We start from the raw sequence: 26167 nt of genomic DNA on the forward strand, positions 1-26167 counted from the left end.
GGGCTAGGACGGCTCGGAGGCCCGCCGGTTCGCGTCGAACACGTCGACGCCGTCGGTGCGCCACGCCTCGCGCATCGCCTCGGCGCCCTTGAGCCGCACCCAGGCCGCCTCGGTCGGCGTGATCGGGGTGGCCTGCAGGATCGTCACGTCGGACAGCGGGTCCGGCAGCGCGACATCGTCGATGGTGCTGGGGCCCAACAGGAATGCGGTGAACGGCGCGCCCTCGAACAGCGGTCCGCTCAGGTCGATCAGTGCGTCGGGTTCCAGCACCAGGCCCTCCACCGACGGCGCGGCCGCCAGCACCGCCATCGACCGGGCCAGACCGGCCGGGCTCGGTGGTCGCAGTGACACCACCACTTCGGCCCGCGGCCCGTGCTCGGTGTCGGTGACGAAGTTGGTCGGGTCCACCATCGGGTAGCGCGAACAGCCCACCGAGACAAAGTGGTTGACGCCGCCGCCGTCGGGCCCGTAGCGCAGCACCGAGATCCGGTCCGCGCCCAGGAAGGTGACGCTCGCCTCGGCCGGCTCGGCGAGCACACCGGCCGCGGTGAAGTGCGCCCGCAGCCGGTTACGCACCTCGGCTGGTACGTCGACCACTAGCCGGCGGGCGGGATGGAAAGATTCACCCCGGTGTCACCGTCGAAGATGATCAGCTTGGAGGTGTCCACCGCCAGCTCCGCCTTCTTGCCGGCAGAGACCTTCGAGTCGGCCGAAACCCGTGCCACGAATTCGTTTTCGCCGGCGCCGGATTCGGCGGCAAGTTCGGCGAGCTGAGCCGATTTCGCACCGGACCCCTCGATGCGGAAATGCAGGTACTTGTCGGCGCCCAGGGACTCCACCAGGTCGACGTCCACCTCGAAGGTGAGACCCTTGATGCGGGTGTAGGAATCGACCAGCGCGGCGTCGTCGAAATGCTCGGGACGCAGACCGGCGATCGCGTTGGTGGGCTTGGAATGCTGCCCGAGGATCCGCTGCGCCTCATCGGTGAGCACCACCTCGTCACCGAACGGCAGCTTGATACCACCGTCGGTCAGGGTCGCCGGGAAGAAGTTCATGCCGGGCGAGCCGATGAAACCGGCGACGAACAGATTGGTCGGGGTGTTGTAGAGCTCCTCGGGGGTGCCGATCTGCTGCGCCACGCCGGCCAGCATCACCACCACCCGGTCCCCCAGCGTCATCGCCTCGGTCTGATCGTGGGTGACATACACCGTGGTGGTGCCCAACCGGTCCTGCAGGCGCGCGATCTCGGTACGCATCTGCACGCGCAGCTTGGCGTCCAGGTTGGACAGCGGCTCGTCCATCAGGAACGCCTTGGGGTTACGGACGATCGCCCGCCCCATCGCCACGCGCTGACGCTGCCCGCCGGACAGCTGCCCGGGCTTGCGATCCAGCAGCTCGGCCAGATCGAGAATGCTTGCGGTCTCCTCGACCTTGCGCGCGATCTCGTCCTTGCCGAGCTTGGCCAGCGTCAACGGGAACGCGATGTTCTGTCGGACCGTCATGTGCGGGTACAACGCATAGGACTGGAAGACCATCGCGATATCGCGGTCCTTGGGCGCCTTGTCGTTGACCCGCTCGCCGCCGATGCGCAGGTCTCCGGAGCTGATGTCCTCCAGGCCCGCGATCATGTTCAGGGTGGTCGACTTACCGCACCCGGACGGCCCGACCAGGATGATGAATTCGCCGTCGGCGATGGTCAGCGACAGGTCCTTCACCGCCGCCGCACCGCCGGCGTAGCTCTTGGACACGTTCTCCAGCACGATCTCGGCCATGAATTACCCCTTCACCGCGCCGGAGGTCAACCCGGCCACGATCCGTCGCTGAAATATGAGCACAAAGATGATGATCGGCACGGTGATGACCATCGCGCCCGCCGCGATCGAGCCGGTCGGCTCCTCGAACTGCGAGCTGCCGGTGAAGTTCGCGATCGCCACCGGCGCGGTGATCGCCCGCTCGGTCGCCGTCAACGACAGCGCGAGCAGCAGGTCGTTCCACGCGAAGATGAACACCAGGATGCCCGCGGTGACGATGCCGGGCGCCGCCAGCGGTGCGATCACCTTGCGGAAGGCCTGCCCCGGCGTGGCGCCGTCCATCTTGGCGGCCTTCTCCAGATCCCACGGGATCTCCTTGAAGAACGCGGACATGGTGTAGATCGCCAGCGGCAACGCGAAGGTGATGTAAGGAATGATGAGGCCCGGCCAGGTGTCGAACAGTCCGAGCCGGCGCTCGATGTTGAAGATCGGTGTCACCAGGGAGATCTGAGGGAACATCGCGATCAGCAGGGCCACCCCGACCAGAACCTTCTTGCCCGGGAAGGCCAGCCGCGCAATCGCATAGGCGGCCATGCCGCCGATGACGACCGCGATCAACGTGGTGATCAGGCCGATGCCGATCGAGTTGACCAGCGCCGAGGTGAAGATGTTGCCCTCGAAGATGGCCTTGTAGTTGTCGAAGGTGATCTCGGATGGAATGAGCTTGCCGTCCTTGACCGTTGACGTCGGCTTCAACGACAGGGACAGGATCCAGAGCACCGGGAACAAGGCGTACAGCACGACGATGACATTGATGACGGCCCAACCGGTCGCGCGGCGGGCACCCACGTTCTCCGCCATCTAGCGGCCCTCCTCGTCCGCGCCGGGTGCTGACGCACCGAAGATCTTGATGAAGATGAAGGCGATCACCGCGACGCAGAGGAATATCAGCACGCTGATGGCCGAACCCAAGCCGAGGTTGAACGCCTTGAACAGGTTGTCGTAACCGAGGATCGACACCGACCCGGTGTCGTTCGCGCCGCCGGTCAGCACATAGATGTTGTCGAAGATGCGGAACGCGTCCAGGGTGCGGAACAACAGCGCCACCAGGATGGCGGGTTTGATCAGCGGAATGATGATCTTGGTCAACCGCTTCCAGGCGCCGGCCCCGTCCACCTGTGCCGCGTTCAGCAGATCCTGCGGAACCAGCGCCAGACCGGCCAGCAGCAGCAGCGCCATGAACGGCGTGGTCTTCCACACCTCGGCGAGCACCACGATCGCCAGCGACGGAAGCTGTTCGGTCAACGGCGCGCTGCCGGTCGGCAGCAGGTTGGCCAGATATCCGGTGCCGGGTGTCCAGGCGTAGTACCAGCTGTAGGACGCCGCGACGGTCACGATGCCGTAGGGCACCAGGATCGCGGTGCGCACCGTTCCCCTGCCGAAGATGGTGCGGTGCATGACCAGTGCAAGCGCCATACCGAGCACGAACTCGATGGCCACCGACACGATGGTGATGCCCAACGTTACGGCGAACGCCGTCCACCAGTACCGGTCGGTGAGAATCGTCTGATAATTCTCCAGGCCGATGAACTCGACGTCATCGGGTGCGGCGAGGTTGTAGCGCTGCAGGCTGAGCCAGACGGCGTAGAAGATCGGGTAGGCCGTCACCGCCAGCATCAGGAAGACGGCCGGGCTGATCAGCCAGAAGGCCAACCGCCGTTCGGCGCGCGTGTCATCGCTGCCCTGGGTCTGGGTGGTCACGGAATGAGCCCCTTGCCGTCGATGGCCTTCTGTACCTGCTCGGCCAGTTCATCAGCGGTGCGCTCGGGATCGATATCGGTGATCGGCGCCAGCGCGGCGGAGATCCGGGTCGACACCGCCTGGTACACCGGTGTCGCCGGGCGCACCGCGGCATTGGTGAGCTGCTGACGGATGATCTCGTACTGCGGGTATTTCTCCTGGAACGCCGGGTCGTCGTACAGCGACGCCCGCACCGCGGGCAGACCACCCTCGACCGACGTGTAGCGCTGGTTGTCGACATTGCGCAGGCACCGGATGGCCTCGAACGCCTCGGCCTTGTGCTGGGTGTTCTTGCCGACGGCCAGATTCAGACCACCCAGGGTTACCCGGGCCGGCTCACCGTCGCGCACCCCCGGGAACGGCGCGAAACCGAAGACCTTCTTGCTGGCCTCGTAGGCTATGTCGAACTGTTCGTCGGTCGGCGAGAAGCTGCCGGACTCGTTGATCGCGCCGGCCAGGGCGGGGTCCTCGTTGAGCGGCAGGAACGCGACGCCGCCCTTGACGGCGTTCTCCAGCATGGACGGCAGCACGAACGGCCAGTTCACCTCGAGCGCGGCTTTGCCCTGCTCCAGCGCCAGGCGTGCGGTGCCCTCATCGGTCTGGGTGATCGACGGGTCCGCACCCGGCGCGGTGGCAACGTCTTTGATGATCTGCAGCGCCTTGACGGTGGCCGCCCGGTGCTCGGGGGTGTCGGTCAGCGTGACGGTCTTGCCGTCATCGGAGAGCACCTGGCCCCCGGCACTTTCCAGCAGCGTGTTGAACCACACGACCAGACCCTCGTACTGCTTGCCCTGCACGGCGATCCAGCTGGGGCCGCCCGCGGCGTACTGACGCTTCGCCTCAGCCACCATGGCATCCCAGTTCGAGGGCGGTGCGGACATCAAATCTGCTCGGTACCAGAGCAATTGAGTATTGGTGGTGATCGGCGCCGCATACAGTTTGTCCTGCCACTTGGCAGTCTCCAGCGGGCCGGGCAACGTGTTGGCGGTGGCATCGGATTCGGCCTGGCCCGCGGGATCGTCGGACAACGGCAACGCCCAACCGGCTTCGGCGAATTCGGCCGTCCACACCACGTCGAGGGCCATCACGTCCAGCGATTTGTCGTTACCGGTGAGCCGGCGAGCCAGCTGCAGACGTTGATCATCGGCGCCCTTGGGCAACGAAACCTGCTTGATGGTGAACCTGCCGCCGAGCTGCTCGTTGCACTTCTGGGCCACCGCGGTGAACGTTGCCATCTCGTTGGCCGGTGTGTAGTAGCTGATGACGATGCCGTCCTCGGCCTCGCCGCACGCCGTGACCACCGAACCGACCGTCAGCGCGGCCATCACCCCGGCGCAGAGTCGTCGCTTCAGCACTTCCGGCCTCCGTCTGCGTTGATGGCACCGCCGGAGCGGCTCCGGGCGAGAACATCCCGCGGGGCAAACCTAGGGCTACAAGCGCGTAATATGCAACCGTTCCCTGGGCGCGTCGCCCATCAGATCGTCAAGCGCGCCAGCAGATCCCGCCCCTGCTCCGCGCTCTGCGGGTCACACAGCACGTCATAGCGGCCCGCGACGAGTTGCATCGTCGAGCTGAAATCTCTTGTGCCGCGGGCCATCGCATACGGAATGGCCGAGGTGATGAGACCGAAGAACACACCGGCGATCAGCCCGGTGGCCAATGCACCCCACGGGCTCGGACTGAAGAACCCGAGAATCAGACCGATGAACAGACCCAGCCAGGCGCCCGAGAGCACGCCCCCGCCGAGCACCTTGGGCCATGAGAGTCGGCCGGTCACCCGCTCGACCTGCATCAGGTCGACACCCACGATGGTCACCTGCTGCACCGGAAACTGTTGATCGGAGAGGTAATCCACCGCGCGCTGCGCCTCGGCGTAGGTCGGGTAGGCCCCGATCGGCCACCCTTTGGGTGGGGTCGGCAATGCCGACGGGCCACGCACACCCGGTCTGCCGACGGGGTCCTTGCCGGGCTGGAGGGGACCGGTCATAGCTACTCGTTCTCCTTCGTTCGCGTCAGCGCTGCACGACCTGTGCAGACGGGCACGCAACCTGCGGGTTCGATGCCACAACCCTAGCCCCCGGCGGGCCCGCACGCGGCGCCGCCCCGCACTCGAATCACCCCGGGTACCAGCACGTACGCTAGGTTTGCAGGATGACCAATCCGGGTGAGAACGCAGGGTCAACCCCACCATCGGATGCACGTTCCGGCTCGGAACCGAATGCCGCCGACAGTGCTTCCGAGCCGGCCTCCGGCGGCTACGAGGCGCCGCCGATCGAGCAGGCGCCCGGTGAGCCGGCACCGCCGCCGAGCTACCCCGATTACTCCCCACCGCCTGCGTACGGCGGCTATGACGCCCCGCCGAGTTATTCGCAGCCCGACCCGCCCGCGGGCTATCCCCCGCCCGGATTCACCCCACCGGACTATTCGTCCACCGGCTATCCCCCGCCGCCTCCCGGCTACGGCGCACCCCAGGGCGCACCGCCGCCCTCGGGCTACCCGCCGGCACCGCCCTACGGTGCGTCCCCCTATGGCGGGCCGCCGCCGGGTTACCCGCCGGCACCCCCCTACGGCGCCGTGCCCGGCTACGGGGGTTACGGGCCTCCGCCGCAGCCCGGCACGAACTCCCTGGCCATCGGCTCGCTGATCGCCTCCCTTGCCGGAGTCCTTTGCGGGATCGGCTCGATCATCGGCATCGTGCTCGGCTTCGTCGCGCTCAACCAGATCAAGCAGAACCCCCAGGGCGGCCATGGCCTCGCGGTGGCGGGCATCGCGGTCGGCGCGCTGACGCTGGTGTTCAGCTTCATCATCGCCGTCGCGGTGCTGTGAGCGAGGGCCCTGCGCAGCCGCCTCCCGGCGACCCGAACGCACCCTGGGACTACCCGGCCGATCCGGGTCTGCCGCCACCGATCTACCCCGGACCGCACGCCGGATTCCCCGTCGCACCCGGCTACCCGCCGCCCGGCTACCCCGGCTACCCCGGCTACGACCCCTACCGGCCGGTGAAGCCGCTCGGCACCAACGGCAAGGCGGTCGGCGCGCTGATCGCTGCCCTGATCGGCCTGCTGTTCTGTGGTGTCCCGTCGGTCGCGGGCCTGGTGCTCGGCGTCATCGCCATGCGCGAGACCAAGCGCACCGGCCAGGACGGATACGGTCTGGCCCTGGCCGCGGCCATCATCGGCGGTCTGGTCACCGCCGGCCTGGTGCTGATGATCCTGCTGTGGATCGGCGTCGTCGCCAGCGGCTTCAGCCTGGTCTAGGCGGGCGGTCGATAGGGCGCACTGCAACGCGTCATCCCTGCCGCGCGTCCCTTACCCGCGACCACCAGCGCCATCTTGCGGCTGGCCTCGTCGATCATCTCGTCGCCGAGCATCACCGCTCCGCGCGCGCCGCCGGCCGCGGAGGTGTGCCACTCGTAGGCCTCCAGGATCAGTTCGGCGTGATCGTAATCAGCCTGCCGCGGGCTGAACAGTTCGTTGCCTGCGGTGATCTGGTCCGGGTGCAGCACCCACTTGCCGTCATAACCGAGCGCGGCCGACCGGCCCGCCACCCGCCGGAACCCGTCGACATCGCGCACCTTCACATAGGGCCCGTCGATCGCATTCAGGCCGCGTGCCCGGGCGGCCACCAGGATCCGCATCAACACATGATGGTGAGCGTCGCCGATGTCGTACCCCTCGGGTTGCCCGCCGACCTCCAGCGTGCGCATGTTGAGGCTGGCCGCCATGTCACCGGGGCCGAGCACCAATGCCTGCACCCGCGGCGCGGCGGCGATGGCGTCGATATTCGTCAGGCCCTGCGCATCTTCGATCTGCGCCTCGATCCCGATGCGGCCCAACGGCAGACCGTGGGTCTTCTCCAACTGGGTGAGCAGCATGTCCAGTGCATGCACGTGGGTGGAATCGGACACCTTGGGCAGCACGATGATGTCCAGTTGCGCCCCGGCGCCGGCCACCACCTCGATGACATCGGCATGGGTCCACGGTGTCGTCCAATCGTTGACACGCACCCCGCGCAGCGATCCGCCTGCCCAGCCCGGTCCGGCCAGTGCCGCGGCGACCCGGGTCCGGGCCTCGGCCTTCGCGTCGGTGGCCACCGCGTCCTCCAGGTCGAGGAACACCTGATCGGCGGCCAGCGTCTTGGCCTTCTCAATCATCTTGTCGCTGCTGCCCGGAACCGAAAGACACGTTCGACGGGGGCGATACACGTTGTCCACGCCCCTAGTCTCTACGCTTTGACCCATGGCGGCGGTTACCCGGGTATATGCGGCCCGCCTGGCGGGCATGGTCGTCCTCGGCCCGGACGGCGAGTCGATCGGGCGTGTCCGCGATGTGGTGGTCAGCATCAGCATCGTCCGCCAACAACCGCGAGTTCTCGGACTGGTCGTCGAACTGCTCACCCGCAGAAGGATTTTCGTTCCGATCCTGCGGGTGACCGCGATCGAACCCAGCGCCGTCACCCTGACCACCGGCAACGTGTCGCTGCGCCGGTTCTCGCAGCGCCCCGGTGAGGTGCTCGCCCTGGGGCAGGTGCTGGAGACGCGCGTGCGGGTCGACGACCCCGACCTCGACCAGCTAGCCGGTCTCGATGTGGTCGTGGTGGATCTCGGTATCGAGCAGACCCGCACCCGGGACTGGGTGGTCACCAAGGTGGCGGTCCGCCCGCAGCGCCGGCTGGGGCGCCGCAGCAATGTCTATCCCGTCGACTGGAAGCATGTGCACGGGCTGACGCCGTCCGGATTGGCCATGCCCGACCAGGGCGTCGCCCAGCTGCTCGAGCAGTTCCAGGGCCAGCGTCCGATCGAGGTCGCCGAAGCAATCCGGGAGCTGCCCGCCAAACGGCGCTTCGAAGTGGTCAACGCCCTCGATGACGAACGCCTCGCCGATGTGCTGCAGGAGCTGCCCGAGAACGAACAGGCTGCGGTGCTGCGTCAGCTCAAGACCGATCGCGCGGCCGATGTGCTGGAGGCGATGGATCCCGACGACGCCGCGGACCTGCTGGGGTCGATGGCGCCGGCCGACGCCGAACAATTCCTGCGCCGGATGGACCCGGAGGACTCCGAGGATGTGCGGCGCCTGCTCAGCCACTCCCCCAACACCGCCGGCGGCCTGATGACTTCCGAGCCGGTGGTGCTGGCACCGGACACCACGGTCGCCGAGGCGCTGGCCCGGGTCCGCGACCCCGACCTGACACCGGCACTGGCGTCGCTGGTGTTCGTGGTGCGGCCGCCGACCGCGACACCGACCGGGCGCTACCTGGGCTGTGTGCACCTGCAGCGGTTGCTGCGGGAGCCGCCGGCCGAGCTGGTCAGCGGCATCGTCGACAAGGATCTGCCGAGTCTGCGCCCCGAGGAGACTCTCGGCGCGCTGACCCGCTATTTCGCCGCCTACAACCTGGTCTGCGGGCCGGTGGTCGATGAGGAGAATCATCTGCTCGGCGCGGTGTCGGTCGACGATGTGCTCGACCACCTGTTGCCCGACGATTGGCGCGCACGTGAGGCCGAGCCACTGATCGTCACCACGGAGAAGTCGACGTGAGCGACCGGATCGACACCCCGCGCTCCTCGCGTAGGCGCTTCACCCCGCAGTTCGACGTCGAGGCCGCGGGCCGCTTCGGCGAGTCCTTCGCACGGTTCCTGGGCACCGGCCGCTACCTGGCGATCCAGACCGTGTTCGTCATCGTCTGGATCCTGCTGAACCTGTTCGCGCTCACCCTGCAGTGGGACCCGTACCCGTTCATCCTGCTGAACCTGGCCTTCTCGACTCAGGCCGCCTACGCCGCGCCGCTGATCCTGCTGGCGCAGAACCGCCAGGAGAACCGCGACCGGGTCTCGCTGGAAGAAGACCGCCGGCGCGCCGAGCAGACCAAGGCGGACACCGAATACCTGGCCCGCGAGCTGGCCGCGCTGCGGCTGGCGGTGGGCGAGATGGCCACGCGCGACTATCTGCGCCGCGAACTCGAGGAGCTGCGCGAGATGCTGGTCGAGCTGGTGCCACCCAAACCGAAGAAGAACAAGGGCAAACGCGCGGCCGAACCGGTCGCGCCGAGCGATCAGCCGGAAGCGGATTCCGAGCCGCCTGCGGGCGCATGAAAATCCTTGCCATCCATTGCCGCACCACGGAGACGAGCGACTGGGTATGGTGACCTGGTTCACAAACGGTCGGGTACCGCAAATCTAGGACGGTTGAGTGGTCAAAGGGGGAGCCTCCGCCCTCGCTGCAGCGCGGCACGGAGCACGGCGACTGATGCGCACGGTGGCTGAATCGGCGCCGAGCACCCGCGGGTTGCTGGGTATCGCCATCCTCACCCCACTGGTCCTGACCTTGGGCGTGGGCGCTTCGGCTCCCGTGCTGAAGCCCGTGCTGGAGACCACCGTGACCCCGCTCGCGGCCGTCGTCACCACCCCCGAAAGCGATTCCGGTGTCAGCGTGGTGGCCGCCATGAAGGCACCGCGCCCGTTCCAGACCGCGGGCACCGCGCTGTCCGCGCCGCCACCGGCCGCCGTGGTGAGTGCCCCCGGCAACCTTCGCATTCCGACGGTCGCCCTGAACGCCTACCGCAACGCCGAGCGGATGATGGCCACGGCGGCGCCGACCTGCGGGATGAGCTGGAACCTGCTCGCCGGCATCGGCCGTATCGAGTCCATGCACGCCAATGGTGGCGCCACCGATGTCAACGGCACCGCGGTCAAACCCATTCTCGGGCCCGCCCTGGACGGAACCCTGCCCGGCAACGAGATCATCGTGCAGAGCCGCAACAACGACCGGGTCACCTACGCCCGGGCGATGGGTCCGATGCAGTTCCTGCCGGGCACCTGGTCGCGGTACGCCTCCGACGGCAACGGTGACGGCAAGGCCGAAGTGCAGAACCTGTACGACGCGACGCTGGCCGCGGCCCGATACCTGTGCAGCGGTGGCCTGAACATGCGCGATCAGAGTCAGGTCATGACGTCGATCCTGCGCTACAACAACTCGGTTGCCTACGCGCGCAATGTGCTGGGCTGGGCCGCCGCGTACGCCACCGGCGTGGTGCCGGTGAACTTGCCGCCCATCACCGGACCGGTTCCCGCGCTGGGCATGGGCAACGTGCACCTGGACACCAATGCCGAGGGGCTCGGACCGGGGTTGCCGCTGAACGCGCTGGGGTTGCCGTCGACCGACCCGATGGCCGTCATGCCGTTCTTCGACCTGGGCCGCGCCGATGTGGCCGACCGCCTGCCGGTGCCGCCGGGGCCCGGCGAGCCCGCGGCCGTCCCGAACTGTGCGGTGTTCTGTCTCGGTGAGAACACGCCCGCGCCGGCGGCGCCGTTCAACCCGTTCGCACCGCCACCCCCGGCCGCCGCACCGTTCAACCCGTTCGCACCACCGCCCCCGGCCGCCGCACCGTTCAACCCGTTCGCAGCACCGCCCCTGGCCGCACCGCCGGCGCCGTTCAACCCCTTTGCCCCGCCTCCCCCCGCGGCTCCGGTCCCTCCCGCGGTGCCCGCCGCGCTCGGTCCGGCACCCGGGCCGGCACCCGGCCCCGCCGCGTAGTCGGCCCGGCGGACCGAAGGTCCGTCGGCGCGGCCTAGACTCGCGGGTGATGTCCTCGACACATACCGACCTGGAAGCCGCGGTTCGTGCTGCGCTGAGCAAGGTCGTCGATCCCGAACTGCGGCGCCCGATCACCGAAGTGGGCATGGTCAAAGGTGTCACCGTCGACGCCGACGCCGGCGTGCACGTCGAGATCTACCTGACCACCTCGGCCTGCCCGAAGAAGAACGAGATCACCGACAAGGTGACCGCCGCCGTCACCGACGTCCCGGGCACCGGTGCGGTCAAGGTCAGCCTGGACGTGATGAACGACGAGCAGCGCGCCGAGCTGCGCAAGCTGCTGCGCGGCGACTCGCGTGAGCCGGTGATCCCGTTCGCCCAGCCCAACTCGCTGACCCGCGTCTACGCGGTGGCCTCCGGCAAGGGCGGCGTCGGAAAGTCCAGTGTCACCGTCAATCTCGCGGCGGCGATGGCCGCCCGCGGTCTGTCGGTCGGCGTGCTCGATGCCGATATCTACGGCCACTCGGTGCCGCGGATGATGGGTGTGGTGGACCGGCCCACTCAGGTCGATTCGATGATCCTGCCGCCGATCGCGCATGAGGTGAAGGTCATTTCGATCGCGATGTTCACCCAGGGCAACACCCCGGTGGTGTGGCGCGGACCGATGCTGCACCGGGCGCTGCAGCAGTTCCTGGCCGATGTCTACTGGGGCGATCTGGACGTGCTGCTGCTGGACCTGCCGCCGGGTACCGGCGATATCGCCATCTCGGTGTCGCAGCTCATCCCGGGCGCGGAGATCCTGGTGGTCACCACCCCGCAGTCGGCCGCGGCCGAGGTCGCCGAACGCGCCGGCGCGATCGCGCTGCAGACCCGTCAGCGCATCGTCGGCGTGGTGGAGAACATGGCGGGGCTGACCCTGCCGGACGGCACCGTGATGGACATCTTCGGGTCCGGCGGCGGCGCGCAGGTGTCGGCGTCGCTGACCCGGTCGGTCGGCGCCGATGTGCCGCTGCTGGGCCAGATTCCACTGGAACCGAGCCTGGTGACCGCCGGCGACTCCGGCATTCCGCTGGTGCTGTCGACCCCCGACTCCCCTGCCGCCAAGGAGCTGCGCAAGGTCGCCGACGCGCTCGGGGCACGCAAGCGTGGCCTGGCCGGGATGTCGTTGGGGCTGGACCCCGCCGGACGCTAGGTCGCGTCGCTGTCGAAGCGGGCGCCGGTGCCCGGCCGGCTGCCCTCGACCGGCGGCGTCGGGTCCGGCGCGGGTTGGGGGGCGTCCGGGGACACCGGCTTGACCGGCTTGTCGAATTTGCCGGTGAGGAACGAGTCGTCCCCGTCGAGCAGGTGCTTGGTCAGTGCCGCACGCGGTGTCATCCCGCGCAGCTTCTGCAGCTCGCTCAGCGGTTCACGCAGATCCTCGAACTCCGGGCCGAGGTCCTGCCGCAGCTGGCTGGTCGCCCCGCTGAGGTACTCGCGGGCCTGGCGGATCGCGCCGGAGGTCCAGCGGATGGCTCCCGGCAGTCGTTCGGGGCCGAGGATGACCAGACCGGCCACCACCAACAGCAGCATCTCGCCCCAGCCGACATTCGCGAACATCTCAGGCGGCGCCGTCACCGATCGGAGTGACGGTGAGGGTGACGCGGCGACCGTCGCGGACGACCTCGATCGGGGCGGGCTCGCCGATCTTGAGCTGACGCACCGCGACGACGAACTCGTCGGCGTCGGCGACATCGCGGTCCCCGACCTTGACGACCACGTCGTTCTCCAGGATCCCGCCGCGCTCCGCGGGACCGCCGACCTTGACATCGGCGATCTGCGCGCCGGAAGCCAGGTCGTTGCTGGCCGAACGGGCGGTCAGACCCAGGGTGGGATGCGAGATCTTGCCGGCCTCGATGAGCTTCTGCGCCACATCCTTGACCTCGTTGACCGGGATGGCGAAGCCCAGACCGCTGGCGCTGTCGGACAGTGACTTGCCGGCGGTGTTGATGCCGATGACCTCGGCGGCCATGTTGATCAGCGGGCCGCCGGAGTTGCCGTGGTTGATCGAGGCGTCGGTCTGCACACCGTCGATGACGGTGTCGGTATCGGAGCCGTCGCCGGACAGCGGCAGCGGGCGGTGCAGCGCGCTGATGATGCCGTGGGTGACGGTGCTGCGCAGCCCCAGCGGGGCGCCCGCCGCGATCACCTGCTCGCCGACCTGGAGCTTCTCCGAGTCCCCCAGCTTCGCGACGCTGAGGTTGTCGACGTTGTCGACCTTGATCACCGCGAGGTCGGTCTTCGGGTCGCGGCCGACGAGGTTGGCCGGGACCTCCTTGCCGTCGTTGAACACGACGGTCATCTTGTACTTGCTCGGGTTGATCGCGGCCTCGGAGATGACGTGGTTGTTGGTCACGATGTAGCCGCGCCCGTCGATCACGACACCGGAGCCCTGCGAGCCCTCCTGGTCGCTGGTCGCTTCGATGGTGACCACCGAATCGGCAACGGCGGCGGCAACCTCGGCGAACTGTCCGGCCGGCTCAGCGGGCCGGTCGCTGGTCTCCAGGGTGACCTTGGAGGTGGTGAAGGCCTCCACCACCTCGGCGGTCTTGCGGCCGACAACGCCGCCGAGAGCGCCGATGACCAGCGCCATGATGGCCAGGATCGCCAGCGCGGTGATCGACACCTTGCGGCCGAAAAGCACGTCGCGCACGCCGAGCTTGCCTTGAGGCGCCTGCACCACCACGGGAGCGCTGGGTGCGGCCGCCGGCGCTCCGAGTGCCGCGGCGGCGGACGGGTCGCGCCAGGGATCGTCGACGTCTTCGGCGTCGATATCGCGTTCCGCCTCCAGCGCGCCGGCGTCGGCCGGGTGGCGCTGCAGGGAATCGCCGCCCGCGTAGGGCCGACCGAAGGCCTCGGCGAGTACGGGGTCCGGCGACTGGTTCTTCGGGGTGTAGTCGCCCTGATCGCGATGCTTGTCCGCGCCGAGGAACGAGCCGGACACACCATCGGGCCGGCCGAAGGCGCGCTGTGACGCCGGGTCGACGGGCGGACGTGAAACCGGACGAGGCGCCAGACGCGGGTTAGTGCCCGATTGGTCCTGATTGGTCACCCGTGCATCACTCCCGGCTCGAGCGCGCGCCACCGACGGCACCCGCGACTGAATTCTCCTACACCAAGCCTACCGGCGCTTGCGCCGGGCGCGACCTGCGCCTTCGACCACCTGCTGGGTGGCTTCCTCGGGGACTGGGGTCTCGGGATTGCGGTCCGGAATCTGAGACAACAGACCCAGCAGAGAATTGGGCATCGCGATCGGGCAGGCGTCGCGCAGCGCCGAGCGCGCCTGGCGCTGGGCATCCACCTCGCCGGCGCACAGTGGGCACAGCGACAGGTGATGTCCGGCGCGCAGATGCGCGGTCATCCGCAGTTCTCCGTCGACGAAGGCCGCGATGGCCTCGGTGGAGAGGTGCTCGGTGGAGCCGAAGCGGCGTGGCCCCACCGGCTCGCTGCTCTGGGAGGCGAACTGGGCAGGCAGCCACGAGAACGCGCGACGGAACACATCGCCCGGGTCAGCCATCACCCGACTCCTCTCGGAACGCCGCGCCTTTGAACACACACTGCTCATTTGAATGTAGCGCGGTAATCCGCGCCTCACACCCACGACGCTCAGGCGGAGGCGGTCAGCTGATCCGAATGCTTGGCCAGATGCTCACGCAGCGCCTGCCGACCACGGTGGATGCGACTGCGGACGGTGCCGAGCTTCACACCGAGGGTGGCGCCGATCTCCTCGTAGGACAACCCCTCGATATCGCAGAGGACGACAGCCGCGCGGAACTCCGGCGGCAGCGAGTCCAGCGCGGCCTGCAGGTCCGGGCCCAGGCGCGAGTCGTGATAGATCTGCTCGGGGTTGGGATCCTCGGCCGGCACCCGGTCGTAGTCCTCGGGCAGGGCCTCCATGCGGATCCGGGTCCGGCGCCGCACCATGTCGAGGAACAGGTTTGTGGTGATGCGGTGCAACCAGCCTTCGAAAGTGCCGGGCTGGTAGTTCTGCACCGAGCGGAAGACCCGGATGAAGGTCTCCTGGGTCAGGTCCTCGGCGTCCTGAGGGTTGCCCGACAGGCGGTAGGCCAGCCGGTACACCCGGTCGGCGTGCTGGCGGACCAACTCGTCCCAGGACGGCATGGCGGTCTTGTCGCCAGTGGCATCGAAGACCGCGGTGCCGGTCAGTTCGTCGGAGGGTTCGACCCAATCGCCGTCGGTGTACTGCTCCAGATGGGGCATGGAGACGGGGCTGGCAACAGTGCTCCCGGCGCTTGCGGAAGCTGCAGCGTTGGCGATCGTCGGATCCTCCGTATCAAGGTGGCAGGCCATTTTGGTCGGCGTCTGCGCGTTGTCGATGGAAACGTGGCCGAGGCCGTCCGTATTCCGTGATCGCAAGCTTTCGCCGTGTTCCATGGGAAGTACCGTCTCCGACCGGGGTGTGCCTGGCATATGAGCAAACTGAACAATTCCTGAGAATGCGGATTACCCACGATTCGACCAGGTAAAACCCGGTGAGACCCGGTGTGATTCTCGTATCAGGGGCGGGCGTGTCGGGGTCGCGCCGGTCGTTGTTCGCTCTACGCTGCGGGCATGGCCAGCACCGACGACGCCGCCCAGTCGATCGTCTCGCACGCGGAGGCGTCGATCACCGAGGACGCGGTGACCGCCGCGGCACGGGAACGTGCGGTGGACAGCGGCGCGGGTGCGGTGACGCCGGCCGTCGGCGCGCTGCTGAGCGTGCTGGCTCGGCTGACCGGCGCGAAAGCAGTGGTCGAGGTGGGCACCGGGGCCGGTGTCAGCGGGCTGTGGCTGCTGGCCGGTATGCGCGAGGACGGTGTGCTGACCACGATCGACGTCGAACCCGAGCACCAGCGACTGGCCAAGCAGGCATTCACCGAGGCCGGCGTCGGCGCATCGCGCACCCGGCTGATCAGCGGACGCGCTCAGGACGTCCTGACCAGGCTGGCCGATGAGTCCTACGACCTGGTGTTCGTCGACGCCGCCCCGGCCGATCAGCCGCAGTATGTCGCCGAGGGTGTGCGGTTGCTGCGCCCCGGCGGGGCGATCGTGGTGCACCGCGCCGCGCTCGGCGGGCGCGCCGGTGATGCGTCGGCCAACGACGCCGAGGTCGCCGCGGTCCGGGAGGCCGCCCGCCTGATCGCCGAGGACGAGCGCTTCATTCCGGTGCTGATCCCACTGGGCGACGGTCTGCTCGCCGCCGCCCGCGACTAGCTTCCCTTTCCCGCGCAGTTCCCCGCGAGATTGCACTTCTCGCGGGGTCCACTCGCACTTTCACGCGATAACCGCAATCTCGCGGCTCGATCCCTTGACGCTCGACTGAACGTGCGTTTAGCCTATTAAACATGCGTTCAGCCGATGATCTGACGACCACCGCCCGTATTCGCGACGCGGCGATCCGGCAGTTCGGCGAACACGGGTTCGACACCGGTGTCCGCGCGATTGCCGCCGCCGCCGGGGTCAGCGCCGGGTTGGTCATCCACCACTTCGGTTCCAAGGACGGCCTGCGCAAGGCCTGTGACGACCACATCGCCGAGCAGATCCGCAGCGCGAAATCCGAATCCATCCAGTCCTCCGATCCGGCGACATGGTTCGCCCAGATGGCCGAGATCGAGGACTACGCGCCGATGATGGCGTATCTGGTGCGCAGCATGCAGTCCGGCAACGATCTCGCAAAGTCGCTCTGGCAGAAGATGATCGAGAACACCGAGGCATACCTCGAGGCGGGCGTGCACGCCGGGACGCTCAAACCGAGCCGAGACCCCAAGGCGCGCGCCAAATACCTCGGGATGATGGGCGGCGGCGGGTTCCTGCTCTATCTGCAGCTGCACGACAACCCGACCGACGTGCGGGCGGTCCTGCGCGACTACGCCGAAGACATGGTGCTACCGGCCCTTGAGGTCTACACCAACGGCCTGATGACCGACTCCACCATGTATGACGCCTTCGTGGCCCAGCGCGAGAAAGGCGTCGCATTCAGCGCACCCGAACAAGGAGAGCAGTGATGACCAACGCCGTCGAGATCAGCGGACTCACCAAGAGATTCGGCCACAGCACGGCACTCGACGGTCTGGACCTGACCGTCGCACCCGGCGATGTCACCGGATTCCTCGGACCCAACGGCGCCGGAAAGTCGACGACCATCCGGATCCTGCTCGGCCTGCTGCGCGCCGATGCCGGCACGCTGCGACTGCTGGGCGGCGATCCCTGGCGCGACGCGGTCGCGCTGCATCGCCGGATCGCCTATGTGCCGGGCGATGTCACGCTGTGGCCGAACCTCACCGGCGCACAGGCCATCGACTTCCTGGCACGGCTGCGCGGCGGCAGAGTCGACACCCGGCGTCGCGATGAACTGATCCGGCGCTTCGAACTGGACCCGCACAAATCGGCCCGCACCTACTCCAAGGGCAACCGGCAGAAGGTCGCCATCGTCGCCGCCTTCAGCACCGAAGCCGAGTTGTACATCCTCGACGAGCCGACCTCGGGCCTGGATCCCTTGATGGAGAAGAACTTCCAACAGTGCGTCGCCGAGGTGGCCGACCGCGGCGCGGCGGTGCTGTTGTCCAGTCACATCCTCGCCGAGGTCGAAAAGCTCTGCGACAACGTCACCATCATCCGGGACGGGCGCACCGTGCGTTCCGGGACCCTCGACGAACTGCGCCATCTGATGCGCACCACCGTCACCGCCCGCACCCGAGGCGACGGCACCCAGTTGCACCGGCTGCCCTTTGTCCACGACTTCTCCGCACACGACGGGCAGATCAGCTTCTCGGTCGACCGCGCCGATCTCGACGCCACCATGGACCGCCTCGCCGGACTCGGCATCGACGAACTCGCGGTGGCACCCGCCTCGCTGGAAGACCTGTTCCTCCGCGAGTACCAGGGGGTGAGCTAGGTGAGCACCGCCGCACCGCAGACCAGCCACCGGGCCGGCGCGGCGGAGTCACCGCTGACCGGCACTGCCGCACTGCTGCGGTTGGCGCTGCGCCGCGACCGTGTCCGTTTCACGGTATGGCTCGGGTTGCTCACCCTGCTGATGGCCTACACCCCGGGTGCGCTCAAGATGGCCTACCCCGCCGAAGAACAGCGCCTGGCCCGCATCAGCCTGATGCAGACCCCGGCCGGGATCATGATGAGCGGCCCGATGTTCGGCGGCGATGAGACCGCGCTGGGCGCCATGATCGCCAATGAACTGATGCTGACCATGATCGTTGCCACCTCGATCCTGGCCGTCCTCACCATCATCAGGCACACCCGCCGCGACGAGGAAAGCGGTGCAGCCGAGCTCGTGCTGTCCTCGGTGGTCGGCCGCCACGCCCGCACGGGCGCCGCGCTGATCCTGGTGGGTGCCGTCAATGCCGTTCTCACCGTCACCATGACCGTGGCGCTTGCCGGCAACGGCTTCAGTGTCACCGACAGTGCCGCGATGAGCCTCGGTATCACCGGTGTGGCAATGGTTTTCGGCGCACTGGCGGCCGTCACCGCCCAGCTGTGGCGGCAGGCTCGCACCGCGATGGGTGCGGCGATGGGCGCCCTCGCGCTGGCCGCTCTGGTTCGCGGCATCGGCGATGTCATCGACACCTCGGGCAGCGTGCTGAGCTGGTTGTCCCCCATCGCATGGGCTCAGCAGATGCGGTCCTTCGTGGACCTGCGCTGGTGGCCGCTGCTGCTGCTGATCGGCCTCACCGCAGCGCTGGTGATCACCGCCGCGGTGCTGGAATCCCGGCGTCAGTACGACGACGGCATCATCGCCTCCAGCGGTGAACGTCCGGACGCGCACCCGATCCCGAACGTCTTCGTCCTGCATCTGACCCTGCAGCGCGGCCAGCTGATCGGCTGGGGCACCGGACTGTTCCTGGCCGGCCTGGCATTCGGGTCGATGACGACGTCACTGCTGAATGCCGCACAGCAGAACGAGTTGCTGGCGCGGATGCTCGCAGTATCGGGTGCCGACGGTGTGCACACCACCATGTCCCAGTTCCTGGCCGCCGTAGTCGGCGCGTACGTGGTGTCCGCCGTGTTGCGCACGTTCAGCGACGAGCAATCCGGTCTGTCCGAGCCGGTGCTGGCCGCCGCGGTGTCGCGTTGGCAGTGGCTGCTGACATCGGTGGCCGCGGCGCTGACCGGTGCGGCCGCCCTGTTGTTCTGTGCGGGTCTGGGCAACGGTCTGGGCGCCGGCGTGGCCGTCGGCGAGCCGGCCGCCGTCTGGCGGCTGACTCTCGCCGGTCTGACCTTCCTTCCGGCCATGGCGGTCCTTGCCGCGGTCGCTGCGCTCGCCGTCGCGCTGCGCAAGCCCTGGATCGGCTGGCTGGCTGTGGCATTCGTCGTGCTGAGCCTGTATCTCGGTGCGCTGCTACGACTGCCGCAGTGGCTGCTGGACGCCTCGCCCGTCGGGCAGATCACGGCACCCACCGATTTCCCGGTCACCGCGCTGGTGACGATGCTGGCCGTTGCGACCGCCGGCACGCTGCTCGCCGGTTCGATCTATCGAACGCGGGACGCGGTATGAGGCTCATCGCGCAGACCGTCCTGGGGCTCGCCTTCTTCATCGCCGTGCTGTTCTGGCCGGCCGGCACCTTCGACTATTGGCAGGCCTGGGTCTTCCTGGCGGTGTTCATCGCGACGACCATCGTGCCGAGCATCTACCTGGCGGTCCGCCATCCGGACGCACTGGCCCGGCGGATGAAGGCCGGTCCGGCCGCCGAAACCCGTCCCGCGCAACGGATCATCATGACCCTCACGGTGACCCTGGTGGTCGCGACATTCGTGCTCTCGGCGCTCGATCACCGCTTCGGCTGGTCGCAGGTGCCGGTGTGGCTCGTCATCACCGGCAACGTCCTGGTCGCCGCCGGACTGGGTGTCGCCCAGCTCGTCGTCGTGCAGAACAACTATGCGGCGGCGACGGTCCGGGTCGAGGCCGGCCAGCCGCTGGTGTCCACCGGGCTCTACGGGTTGGTGCGGCACCCGATGTACACCGGTGCGGCCGTCATGATGGTCGGCACCCCGCTGGCACTGGATTCGCTGTGGGGGCTGCTCGGTGTGGCGGCATCGGCACCGGTGATCGTGGCACGCATTCGCGACGAGGAGCAGATGCTCACCGAGGAACTGGCCGGCTACCCCGAATACCGGACGCGGGTGCGGTATCGGCTGGTGCCCCACCTGTGGTGAGCGCCCGCCGATTGAGGTGACCCCGTTTCCCTGGCTACAGTGCTGGTCATGACCGACAAAGCATGCCCCGGCAGCGGGAAGAGTTGGACGGTCGATATCGAGGGCAAACCGATCTGCCCCCGATGCCGCCGCTCGCTGGCCACCGTGGCGGGAAAGGGGCGCAAGATCAAGGATCTGCCGGCGGTGCCCCGGCACGAGAAGCCGTCGCGTACCACCACCAGGAACACCCGCCGCCCGAACTGATCCGATCCGGCGACGTTCGGCCACATACTGAATCCATGGAGTTGCTGACCGGTTTCGGGCTGGCCACCGCGGCGGGGCTGAACGCCTACATTCCGCTGCTGGCGCTGGGACTGTTGTCGCGATACACCGAGTTGGTGTCGCTGCCCGTGGGCTGGGCCTGGCTGGAGAACGGCTGGGTGATGCTGATCGTCGGAGTGCTGCTGGCCGTCGAGATCGTTGCCGACAAGATTCCGGCGCTGGACTCGGTGAACGACGCCATCCAGACGTTCGTGCGGCCGACCGCCGGTGGCATCGTGTTCGGGTCCGGCACCGCCGCGCAGACCGCCGCGGTCGCCGACCCGGGCGCATTCGCCTCATCGGGTCAGTGGATCGGCGTCGTCATCGGCATCGTCACCGCGCTGATCGTCTCGTTGACCAAATCGGCGGTGCGCCCCGTCGCCAACATCGGGTCGGCGGGGATGGCGGCCCCGGTATTGAGCACCGCCGAGGACATCACCAGTGTGGGACTGGTCTTCGTGTCACTGCTGTTGCCGCTGCTGGTCCTGGTCGCACTGGCGGCCGTCGCGTTCGCGGTGTTCGGAGTGTGGCGGTGGCGACGGCGTCGTCACACCGACCCGGCGATCCGGTAGGCGTTGTGCCCCGAGGCCTTCGCCTCGTACATCGCCCTGTCCGCAGCGCGCAGGATGTCCTCGCCGTGGGCGGTCGAACCCGCCGCGAGCGCGATCCCGATGCTCAGGCCGATACTTCCGGACCATTCGGCCACGGCCATCGGGGCGGATGCGGCGTCGATCACACACTGCGCCAAAGCCACTGCCGATTCCAGCAACGGCGCGTCGGCGACGTGGATGATGACGAACTCGTCGCCGCCCCGTCTGGCCACCGTGTCCCGGGCACCCACGCACGACACCAGCCGGTCCCCGACCGCTGCCAGCACCAGATCACCCACATGATGGCCCAGCTCGTCGTTGACCCGTTTGAACCCGTCGAGGTCGACGCAGAGCACCGCGAACTCACCGCCGTGCTCGATCTCGGCTCCCAGCCGTTCGTAGAGCAGCGCCCGGTTCGGCAGCCCGGTCAGCACGTCGTGGGATGCGTTGTGCACCAACTCCGTTTCGAACTCCTTGCGCCGCGAGGTATCGCGCACCGACACCACGTAGCCGTCCCGGTGACCGCTGCGTGGGTCTTCGGTGACCCTGACGAACGCCTCCATCCACACCCAGGACCCGTCCTTGTGGCGTTGCCGGTGCTCGGTGACGAATCTGTCGACGTGACCGTCGCGCAGGGCGAGCATCTGCGGGACGAAATCTCCGACGTCATCGGGATGCATGTTCTCACTGGCGCGCTTGCCCACCAGCTCATGTGCCTCATAGCCGAGCAGGGTGCGGATCGAGGGCGAGACGTAGCGGCGGACGCCGTCCAGGGTGCCCCGGATGAGCGTGTCGGCGGAGTTCTCCGCCACCAGCCGGTACAAGGCAGCGTCGGCCTCCTGCTGCAGGTACAACGCTGCCAGCCGGCCGAAATCGGCGAGTTGTTCCCGCAGGCCGGTGGTGATCGCGCGGGATCCGCTGTCGGCGGCCCACAGCGCCCCGGCGATCTCGGTACCGCACTGCAGCGGTACCGCCGCCACGAATCGGGCACCGGGAAGGGCCGGCGGTACCGGGTGCGCGATCTGCAGTGCGTCTTCGACGAACAGCTCCGAGGCGGGCCAGAGCGCGCGAGGGATCACGGTGTCATCGACGCACACCATCGCGTGCCGGCACGGCACGGCCGCACGCACCCCGCGGCACAACGCGTCGAAGAACGGCGCGGCGTGGCCCGTCAGATCCAGACACCCTTACCGACGGCAACCACGCCCCCGGAGCTGATGGAGAAGCGCTCGCGATCCTTGTCCAGGTCGACACCGACCATTTCCCCGGGACCGACGACGACGTTCTTGTCCAGGATCGCCCTGCGCACCACCGCACCGCGGCCGATGCGGACCCCGGGCATCAACACACTGCCCTCGACGATCGCTCCGTCGTCGATGGCGACGTTGGACGACAGCACCGAATTGCGGACCGAAGCCGCCGAGATGATGCTGCCCGCGCCCACCACGGACTCCTGCGCGGAGCCGCCGTTGACGAACTTGGCCGGTGCCAGGTTCTCCGAGCCGCCGCGGATCGGCCAGCGCTTGTTGTAGAGGTTGAACACCGGGTGCACCGATACCAGGTCCATGTGCGCGTCGTAGAACGCATCCAGGGTGCCGACATCGCGCCAGTACCCGTGGTCACGCTCGGTGGCGCCGGGCACCTCGTTGTCCTTGAAGTCGTAGACCGAGGCCATCCCGTCGCCCACCAGCCGCGGGATAATGTCGCCGCCCATATCGTGATCGGAGGTGTCCTCGTCGGCGTCGGCCTTGATGGCGTCGATGAGCACCTTGGTGGTGAAGATGTAGTTACCCATCGAGGCGAACGTCGACTCGGGATCATCGGGGGTGCCGGGCGGGTCGGACGGCTTCTCCACCCAGCCACGGATCCGGCCCGACTCGTCGGCGTCGATGCAGCCGAAGGCCGAGGCCTCCGCCCGCGGCACCCGGATGCCGGCCACCGTCGCACCGGCGCCGCTCTCGATGTGATGCTGCAGCATCTGCTCGGGATCCATCCGGTACACGTGATCGGCACCGAAGATCACGATGTAGTCCGGGTCCTCGTCGTAGATCAGGTTCATCGATTGGTAGATCGCATCGGCGGAGCCGGTATACCAACGCGGACCGAGTCGCTGCTGCGCCGGGACGGGGGTGATGTATTCACCCGCCAAACCCGATAGCCGCCAGTTCTGCGAGATGTGCCGGTCCAGCGAATGCGATTTGTATTGCGTCAGAACACAGATCCGCAGGAATCGCGCATTGACGAGATTGGACAGCACGAAATCGATCAACCGGTAACCACCGCCGAAGGGCACCGCCGGCTTCGCGCGATCCGCCGTCAATGGGTAAAGGCGCTTACCCTCCCCCCCAGCCAGGACGATTCCCAGCACATGTGGCGCTTCCCTCATGCTGCCAACCTATCTGGCCTGCGGCAGTGCGGCTAGCCAATCGCCCGATCGAAGTGCTGCAAGTCAAGGAGTTTGGGCACTCGTGCAGACGTCCGAGCGATGATCATGATTCGGGAACTGGATGAGGGGTGCGCGGCGAAGTCTCGCCGGTTACCGTGCACACCATGCGGGTGGCGATGATGTCTCGGGAGTATCCACCGGAGGTCTACGGCGGAGCAGGCGTGCACGTGACCGAGCTCGTCGCCCAGCTGCGAAAACTGTGCGAGGTGGACGTGCACTGCATGGGTGCACCGCGCGACACCGCAATCGTCGCCGCACCCGACCCCGCACTGGCGGCCGCCAATCCGGCGCTGTCCACGCTGTCGGCCGACCTGGTGATGGCCAATGCCGCGGCCGGGGCAACCGTCGCGCACTCGCACACCTGGTACACCGGGATGGCCGGGCATCTGGCCTCGCTGCTGCACGGCATCCCGCACGTACTCACCGCGCATTCGCTGGAACCGATGCGGCCGTGGAAGGCCGAGCAGCTCGGCGGTGGGTACCGGGTCTCGTCCTGGGTGGAACGCACCGCCGTGGAAGCCGCCGACGCGGTGATCGCCGTCAGCTCCGGGATGCGCAACGACGTGCTGGCCACCTACCCCGCCCTCGATCCGGCCCGGGTGCATGTGGTGCGCAATGGGATCGACACCACGGTCTGGTTCCCGAGCCCGCCCGAAGCCGAGGGTTCGGTGCTGGCCGAGCTGGGTGTCGACCCCGGCCGCCCGATCGTCGCGTTCGTGGGCCGGATCACCCGGCAGAAGGGGGTCGCGCATCTGGTGGCCGCGGCGCACCGGTTCGACCCCGACATCCAGCTGGTGCTGTGCGCGGGCGCCCCCGACACCCCCGAGATCGCCGCGGAGATCGGCTCAGCGGTCCAGGAGCTGGCGGCCGCGCGTTCGGGCGTGTTCTGGGTGCGAGAGATGCTGCCGGTCGGCAAGATTCGCGAAATATTGTCGGCATCAACGGTTTTCGTCTGCCCTTCGGTGTATGAACCGCTGGGCATCGTGAACCTCGAGGCGATGGCCTGTTCGACGGCCGTCGTTGCCTCCGATGTGGGCGGCATTCCCGAGGTGGTCGCCGATGACGAAACCGGACTGCTGGTGCACTACGACGCCACCGACACGGTGTCCTTCGAGGCGCGACTGGCCGATGCGGTCAACGCACTGGTCGCCGAACCGGACCGCGCACGCCGCTACGGCGAGGCCGGCCGGCAGCGCTGTATCGAAGAGTTCTCCTGGGCGCGTATCGCCGAGGAGACCCTTCAGATCTACAACCTGGTGACGAGCTAGCTAGCTCGTCACGTTCTTGAGTTCGTCGCCGAGCGCGGCGGCCTCATCGGGGGTGAGCTCGACGACAAGCCGGCCTCCGCCTTCCAGTGGTACCCGCATCACGATGCCGCGCCCCTCTTTGGTCGCTTCCAATGGACCGTCACCGGTCCGGGGCTTCATCGCCGCCATCGTAGTGCTCCCTCCGCATGAGCCGGCCCGCACTGAACGGACCCGATCAAGCCGGCGTCAACCGGCACAGAATTGCTACTGAACTAATCCTATTGTTCCCTATAGCGCCGCTGCGATGTGAAAAGACCCGGCGAAACGCGCGGACCGTGACCGGAAAGATAACGCTCACGCCGCCGCGGGCACCCAACACGAGGCGATGTGATCGTCGACCATCCCGGTCGCCTGCATCAGCGCATAGGCCGTTGTCGGGCCCACGAAACGAAAGCCCCGGCGCTTGAGTTCCTTGGCCATGGCGGTGGATTCCGGCGTGACCGCAGGCACCTCGGCCAGTTCCGCAGGGCGGGCCCGTGCCGGCGGCGCGAACGACCACAGCAAATCGGACAGGTCGATATCGAGGTCGGCGATCGCGCGGGCGTTGTTGATGGTCGCCTCGATCTTCGCGCGGTTGCGCACGATGGCGGCATCCTCCATCAGACGGGCGACGTCTCGGTCGGTGAACCGCGCGACCTTCTCGATGTCGAACCCCATGAACGCGTGCCGAAAACCGTCGCGCTTGCGCAGGATCGTCAGCCAGGACAGACCACTCTGGAAGGCCTCCAGAGTGACCCGCTCGAACAGCGGCACGGTCCCGCGTAGCTGCTGGCCCCACTCGGTGTCGTGATACTGCCGGTAGAGCACCCCGTTGGGGCTGGAATCGGTGGGCACCCAGCCACATCGGACCTGCCCATCATCTGCAACCGGCGCGCTCATGACTCGTCCGGTCTGGCGTGGGCGGCCTCGTGGACCGCGTGCCGGTCCTCGCTGCCGTGCAGCCCGTGGGTGGCCCGAACCGCAGCCAACTCACCACGCAGCGAATCGAGTTCGGCGCCGAGGCGGTCGAGCACCCAGTCCACCTCGCTGGTCTTGTACCCACGCAGCGTCTGGGTGAATTTGACGTCGTCGACGTCGGCTCCGGTCACTCCCGACGCCGGCAGCACGGTCGCCGTGGTGGCGCGCGGGAGCGGCGGCAACTGCTCACCGCGGCCGAACAGCACACTGCCCAGGGCAAACAACACCGTGCCGACCAGGATCAGCACCACCAGGTACATCAGTATCAGCGTCACGCCTCGAT

General features: G+C 68.0%; 30 protein-coding genes. 14 read left to right on the forward strand and 16 right to left on the reverse strand.

Translation table 11 applies throughout. The annotated features are described in order from the left end of the window. Nucleotides 1–3: 3 nt before the first annotated feature. The 6 genes from C6A86_RS21050 to C6A86_RS21075 all read right to left on the reverse strand — a co-directional run bounded on the left by C6A86_RS21050 (nt 4) and on the right by C6A86_RS21075 (nt 5538). Entirely contained in the window at nt 4–597 is a 594-nt protein-coding gene (locus C6A86_RS21050; protein WP_105366800.1) for a suppressor of fused domain protein, read from the reverse strand. Next, on the reverse strand, nt 597–1772 hold the full coding sequence (locus C6A86_RS21055; RefSeq protein ID WP_105366801.1) for an ABC transporter ATP-binding protein: 1176 nt from the start codon (nt 1770–1772) through the stop codon (nt 597–599). The genes C6A86_RS21050 and C6A86_RS21055 overlap by 1 nt, the downstream gene beginning before the upstream one ends. Nucleotides 1773–1775: 3 nt before the next feature. After that, nucleotides 1776–2600: a carbohydrate ABC transporter permease gene (locus tag C6A86_RS21060; protein WP_199196482.1), complete on the reverse strand. Its 825-nt coding sequence runs from the start codon at nt 2598–2600 to the stop codon at nt 1776–1778. A gap of 12 nt (nt 2601–2612) precedes the next feature. After that, nucleotides 2613–3512: a carbohydrate ABC transporter permease gene (locus tag C6A86_RS21065; protein WP_105366803.1), complete on the reverse strand. Its 900-nt coding sequence runs from the start codon at nt 3510–3512 to the stop codon at nt 2613–2615. Beyond that, a complete protein-coding gene (locus C6A86_RS21070) occupies nt 3509–4906 on the reverse strand; it encodes an ABC transporter substrate-binding protein (protein ID WP_105366804.1) in 1398 nt (465 codons plus the stop codon). Before C6A86_RS21070 ends, C6A86_RS21065 begins: the two co-directional genes overlap by 4 nt. Before the next feature lie 119 nt (nt 4907–5025). Further along, nucleotides 5026–5538 (reverse strand): general stress protein, encoded by a 513-nt coding sequence (locus C6A86_RS21075; RefSeq protein ID WP_105366805.1) that lies wholly within the window; start codon nt 5536–5538, stop codon nt 5026–5028. A gap of 164 nt (nt 5539–5702) precedes the next feature. On the opposite strand from C6A86_RS21075, the gene C6A86_RS21080 reads away from it, so the two are divergent. Then, on the forward strand, nt 5703–6377 hold the full coding sequence (locus C6A86_RS21080) for a DUF4190 domain-containing protein (RefSeq protein ID WP_311100844.1): 675 nt from the start codon (nt 5703–5705) through the stop codon (nt 6375–6377). After that, a complete protein-coding gene (locus C6A86_RS21085; RefSeq protein ID WP_105361545.1) occupies nt 6374–6808 on the forward strand; it encodes a DUF4190 domain-containing protein in 435 nt (144 codons plus the stop codon). The genes C6A86_RS21080 and C6A86_RS21085 overlap by 4 nt, the downstream gene beginning before the upstream one ends. Here C6A86_RS21085 and C6A86_RS21090 read toward each other — a convergent pair. Further along, complete coding sequence (locus tag C6A86_RS21090) at nt 6805–7764, reverse strand: CoA ester lyase (RefSeq protein ID WP_105361546.1); 960 nt, start codon at nt 7762–7764, stop codon at nt 6805–6807. The genes C6A86_RS21085 and C6A86_RS21090 overlap by 4 nt on opposite strands. A gap of 25 nt (nt 7765–7789) precedes the next feature. Here C6A86_RS21090 and C6A86_RS21095 point away from each other — a divergent pair, with 25 nt between their 5' ends. The 4 genes from C6A86_RS21095 (at nt 7790) to C6A86_RS21110 (ending at nt 12272) form a co-directional block, all read left to right on the forward strand. Beyond that, nucleotides 7790–9085, forward strand: coding sequence for a magnesium transporter MgtE N-terminal domain-containing protein (locus C6A86_RS21095; protein ID WP_105361547.1), 1296 nt, complete (start codon nt 7790–7792; stop codon nt 9083–9085). Further along, nucleotides 9082–9639, forward strand: coding sequence for a DUF1003 domain-containing protein (locus tag C6A86_RS21100; RefSeq protein WP_105361548.1), 558 nt, complete (start codon nt 9082–9084; stop codon nt 9637–9639). The genes C6A86_RS21095 and C6A86_RS21100 overlap by 4 nt, the downstream gene beginning before the upstream one ends. 154 nt (nt 9640–9793) lie before the next feature. Next, a complete protein-coding gene (locus C6A86_RS21105; RefSeq protein WP_311100845.1) occupies nt 9794–11080 on the forward strand; it encodes a lytic murein transglycosylase in 1287 nt (428 codons plus the stop codon). A gap of 49 nt (nt 11081–11129) precedes the next feature. After that, the gene (locus C6A86_RS21110; RefSeq protein ID WP_105362581.1) at nt 11130–12272 is read left to right on the forward strand and encodes an Mrp/NBP35 family ATP-binding protein; all 1143 of its coding nucleotides are present in this window, start codon (nt 11130–11132) and stop codon (nt 12270–12272) included. Here C6A86_RS21110 and tatB read toward each other — a convergent pair. The 4 genes from tatB to sigE form a co-directional block, all read right to left on the reverse strand. Next, nucleotides 12269–12676 (reverse strand): Sec-independent protein translocase protein TatB, encoded by a 408-nt coding sequence (gene tatB / locus C6A86_RS21115; protein WP_105362580.1) that lies wholly within the window; start codon nt 12674–12676, stop codon nt 12269–12271. The genes C6A86_RS21110 and tatB overlap by 4 nt on opposite strands. A 1-nt stretch (nt 12677) precedes the next feature. Then, nucleotides 12678–14168 carry a S1C family serine protease gene (locus C6A86_RS21120; RefSeq protein ID WP_105362579.1) on the reverse strand — a complete coding sequence of 497 codons (1491 nt, stop codon included), beginning with the start codon at nt 14166–14168 and terminating at the stop codon, nt 12678–12680. 69 nt (nt 14169–14237) lie between these two features. Continuing rightward, on the reverse strand, nt 14238–14633 hold the full coding sequence (rseA, locus tag C6A86_RS21125; protein WP_105362578.1) for an anti-sigma E factor RseA: 396 nt from the start codon (nt 14631–14633) through the stop codon (nt 14238–14240). 89 nt (nt 14634–14722) lie between these two features. Continuing rightward, nucleotides 14723–15427 (reverse strand): RNA polymerase sigma factor SigE, encoded by a 705-nt coding sequence (gene sigE, locus C6A86_RS21130; RefSeq protein ID WP_255419437.1) that lies wholly within the window; start codon nt 15425–15427, stop codon nt 14723–14725. Between the two features lie 261 nt (nt 15428–15688). Here sigE and C6A86_RS21135 point away from each other — a divergent pair, with 261 nt between their 5' ends. From C6A86_RS21135 to C6A86_RS21165, 7 genes are all read left to right on the forward strand, one after another. Beyond that, nucleotides 15689–16330, forward strand: coding sequence for an O-methyltransferase (locus tag C6A86_RS21135; protein WP_105362576.1), 642 nt, complete (start codon nt 15689–15691; stop codon nt 16328–16330). A gap of 131 nt (nt 16331–16461) precedes the next feature. After that, the gene (locus C6A86_RS21140; RefSeq protein ID WP_105362575.1) at nt 16462–17121 is read left to right on the forward strand and encodes a TetR/AcrR family transcriptional regulator; all 660 of its coding nucleotides are present in this window, start codon (nt 16462–16464) and stop codon (nt 17119–17121) included. Then, nucleotides 17121–18011: an ABC transporter ATP-binding protein gene (locus tag C6A86_RS21145; protein WP_105362574.1), complete on the forward strand. Its 891-nt coding sequence runs from the start codon at nt 17121–17123 to the stop codon at nt 18009–18011. The genes C6A86_RS21140 and C6A86_RS21145 overlap by 1 nt, the downstream gene beginning before the upstream one ends. Further along, on the forward strand, nt 18012–19625 hold the full coding sequence (locus C6A86_RS21150) for an ABC transporter (protein ID WP_311100846.1): 1614 nt from the start codon (nt 18012–18014) through the stop codon (nt 19623–19625). After that, nucleotides 19622–20284 carry an isoprenylcysteine carboxylmethyltransferase family protein gene (locus C6A86_RS21155; RefSeq protein WP_105362572.1) on the forward strand — a complete coding sequence of 221 codons (663 nt, stop codon included), beginning with the start codon at nt 19622–19624 and terminating at the stop codon, nt 20282–20284. The genes C6A86_RS21150 and C6A86_RS21155 overlap by 4 nt, the downstream gene beginning before the upstream one ends. Nucleotides 20285–20332: 48 nt before the next feature. Beyond that, the gene (locus C6A86_RS21160; protein ID WP_142406933.1) at nt 20333–20527 is read left to right on the forward strand and encodes a hypothetical protein; all 195 of its coding nucleotides are present in this window, start codon (nt 20333–20335) and stop codon (nt 20525–20527) included. Nucleotides 20528–20562: 35 nt separating this feature from the next. Next, on the forward strand, nt 20563–21156 hold the full coding sequence (locus tag C6A86_RS21165) for a DUF4126 domain-containing protein (protein WP_105362570.1): 594 nt from the start codon (nt 20563–20565) through the stop codon (nt 21154–21156). Here C6A86_RS21165 and C6A86_RS21170 read toward each other — a convergent pair. Next, a complete protein-coding gene (locus C6A86_RS21170; protein ID WP_142406932.1) occupies nt 21132–22292 on the reverse strand; it encodes a sensor domain-containing diguanylate cyclase in 1161 nt (386 codons plus the stop codon). The genes C6A86_RS21165 and C6A86_RS21170 overlap by 25 nt on opposite strands. Nucleotides 22293–22345: 53 nt before the next feature. Beyond that, nucleotides 22346–23560, reverse strand: coding sequence for a glucose-1-phosphate adenylyltransferase (gene glgC / locus C6A86_RS21175; RefSeq protein ID WP_105362568.1), 1215 nt, complete (start codon nt 23558–23560; stop codon nt 22346–22348). A 164-nt stretch (nt 23561–23724) separates the two neighbouring features. Between glgC and glgA the strand changes: the two genes are divergently transcribed. Then, nucleotides 23725–24888, forward strand: coding sequence for a glycogen synthase (glgA, locus tag C6A86_RS21180; RefSeq protein WP_105362582.1), 1164 nt, complete (start codon nt 23725–23727; stop codon nt 24886–24888). On the opposite strand, the gene C6A86_RS21185 is transcribed toward glgA, so the two are convergent. The 3 genes from C6A86_RS21185 to C6A86_RS21195 all read right to left on the reverse strand — a co-directional run bounded on the left by C6A86_RS21185 (nt 24889) and on the right by C6A86_RS21195 (nt 26159). Further along, the gene (locus C6A86_RS21185; protein WP_005059648.1) at nt 24889–25056 is read right to left on the reverse strand and encodes a DUF3117 domain-containing protein; all 168 of its coding nucleotides are present in this window, start codon (nt 25054–25056) and stop codon (nt 24889–24891) included. Between the two features lie 165 nt (nt 25057–25221). Further along, a complete protein-coding gene (locus C6A86_RS21190) occupies nt 25222–25806 on the reverse strand; it encodes a DNA-3-methyladenine glycosylase I (RefSeq protein WP_105362567.1) in 585 nt (194 codons plus the stop codon). Then, nucleotides 25803–26159 carry a DivIVA domain-containing protein gene (locus C6A86_RS21195; protein ID WP_105362566.1) on the reverse strand — a complete coding sequence of 119 codons (357 nt, stop codon included), beginning with the start codon at nt 26157–26159 and terminating at the stop codon, nt 25803–25805. The genes C6A86_RS21190 and C6A86_RS21195 overlap by 4 nt, the downstream gene beginning before the upstream one ends. Between the last annotated feature and the right edge of the window lie 8 nt (nt 26160–26167).

The organism is Mycobacterium sp. ITM-2016-00316 (assembly GCF_002968335.2).
Lineage (GTDB): Bacteria > Actinomycetota > Actinomycetes > Mycobacteriales > Mycobacteriaceae > Mycobacterium.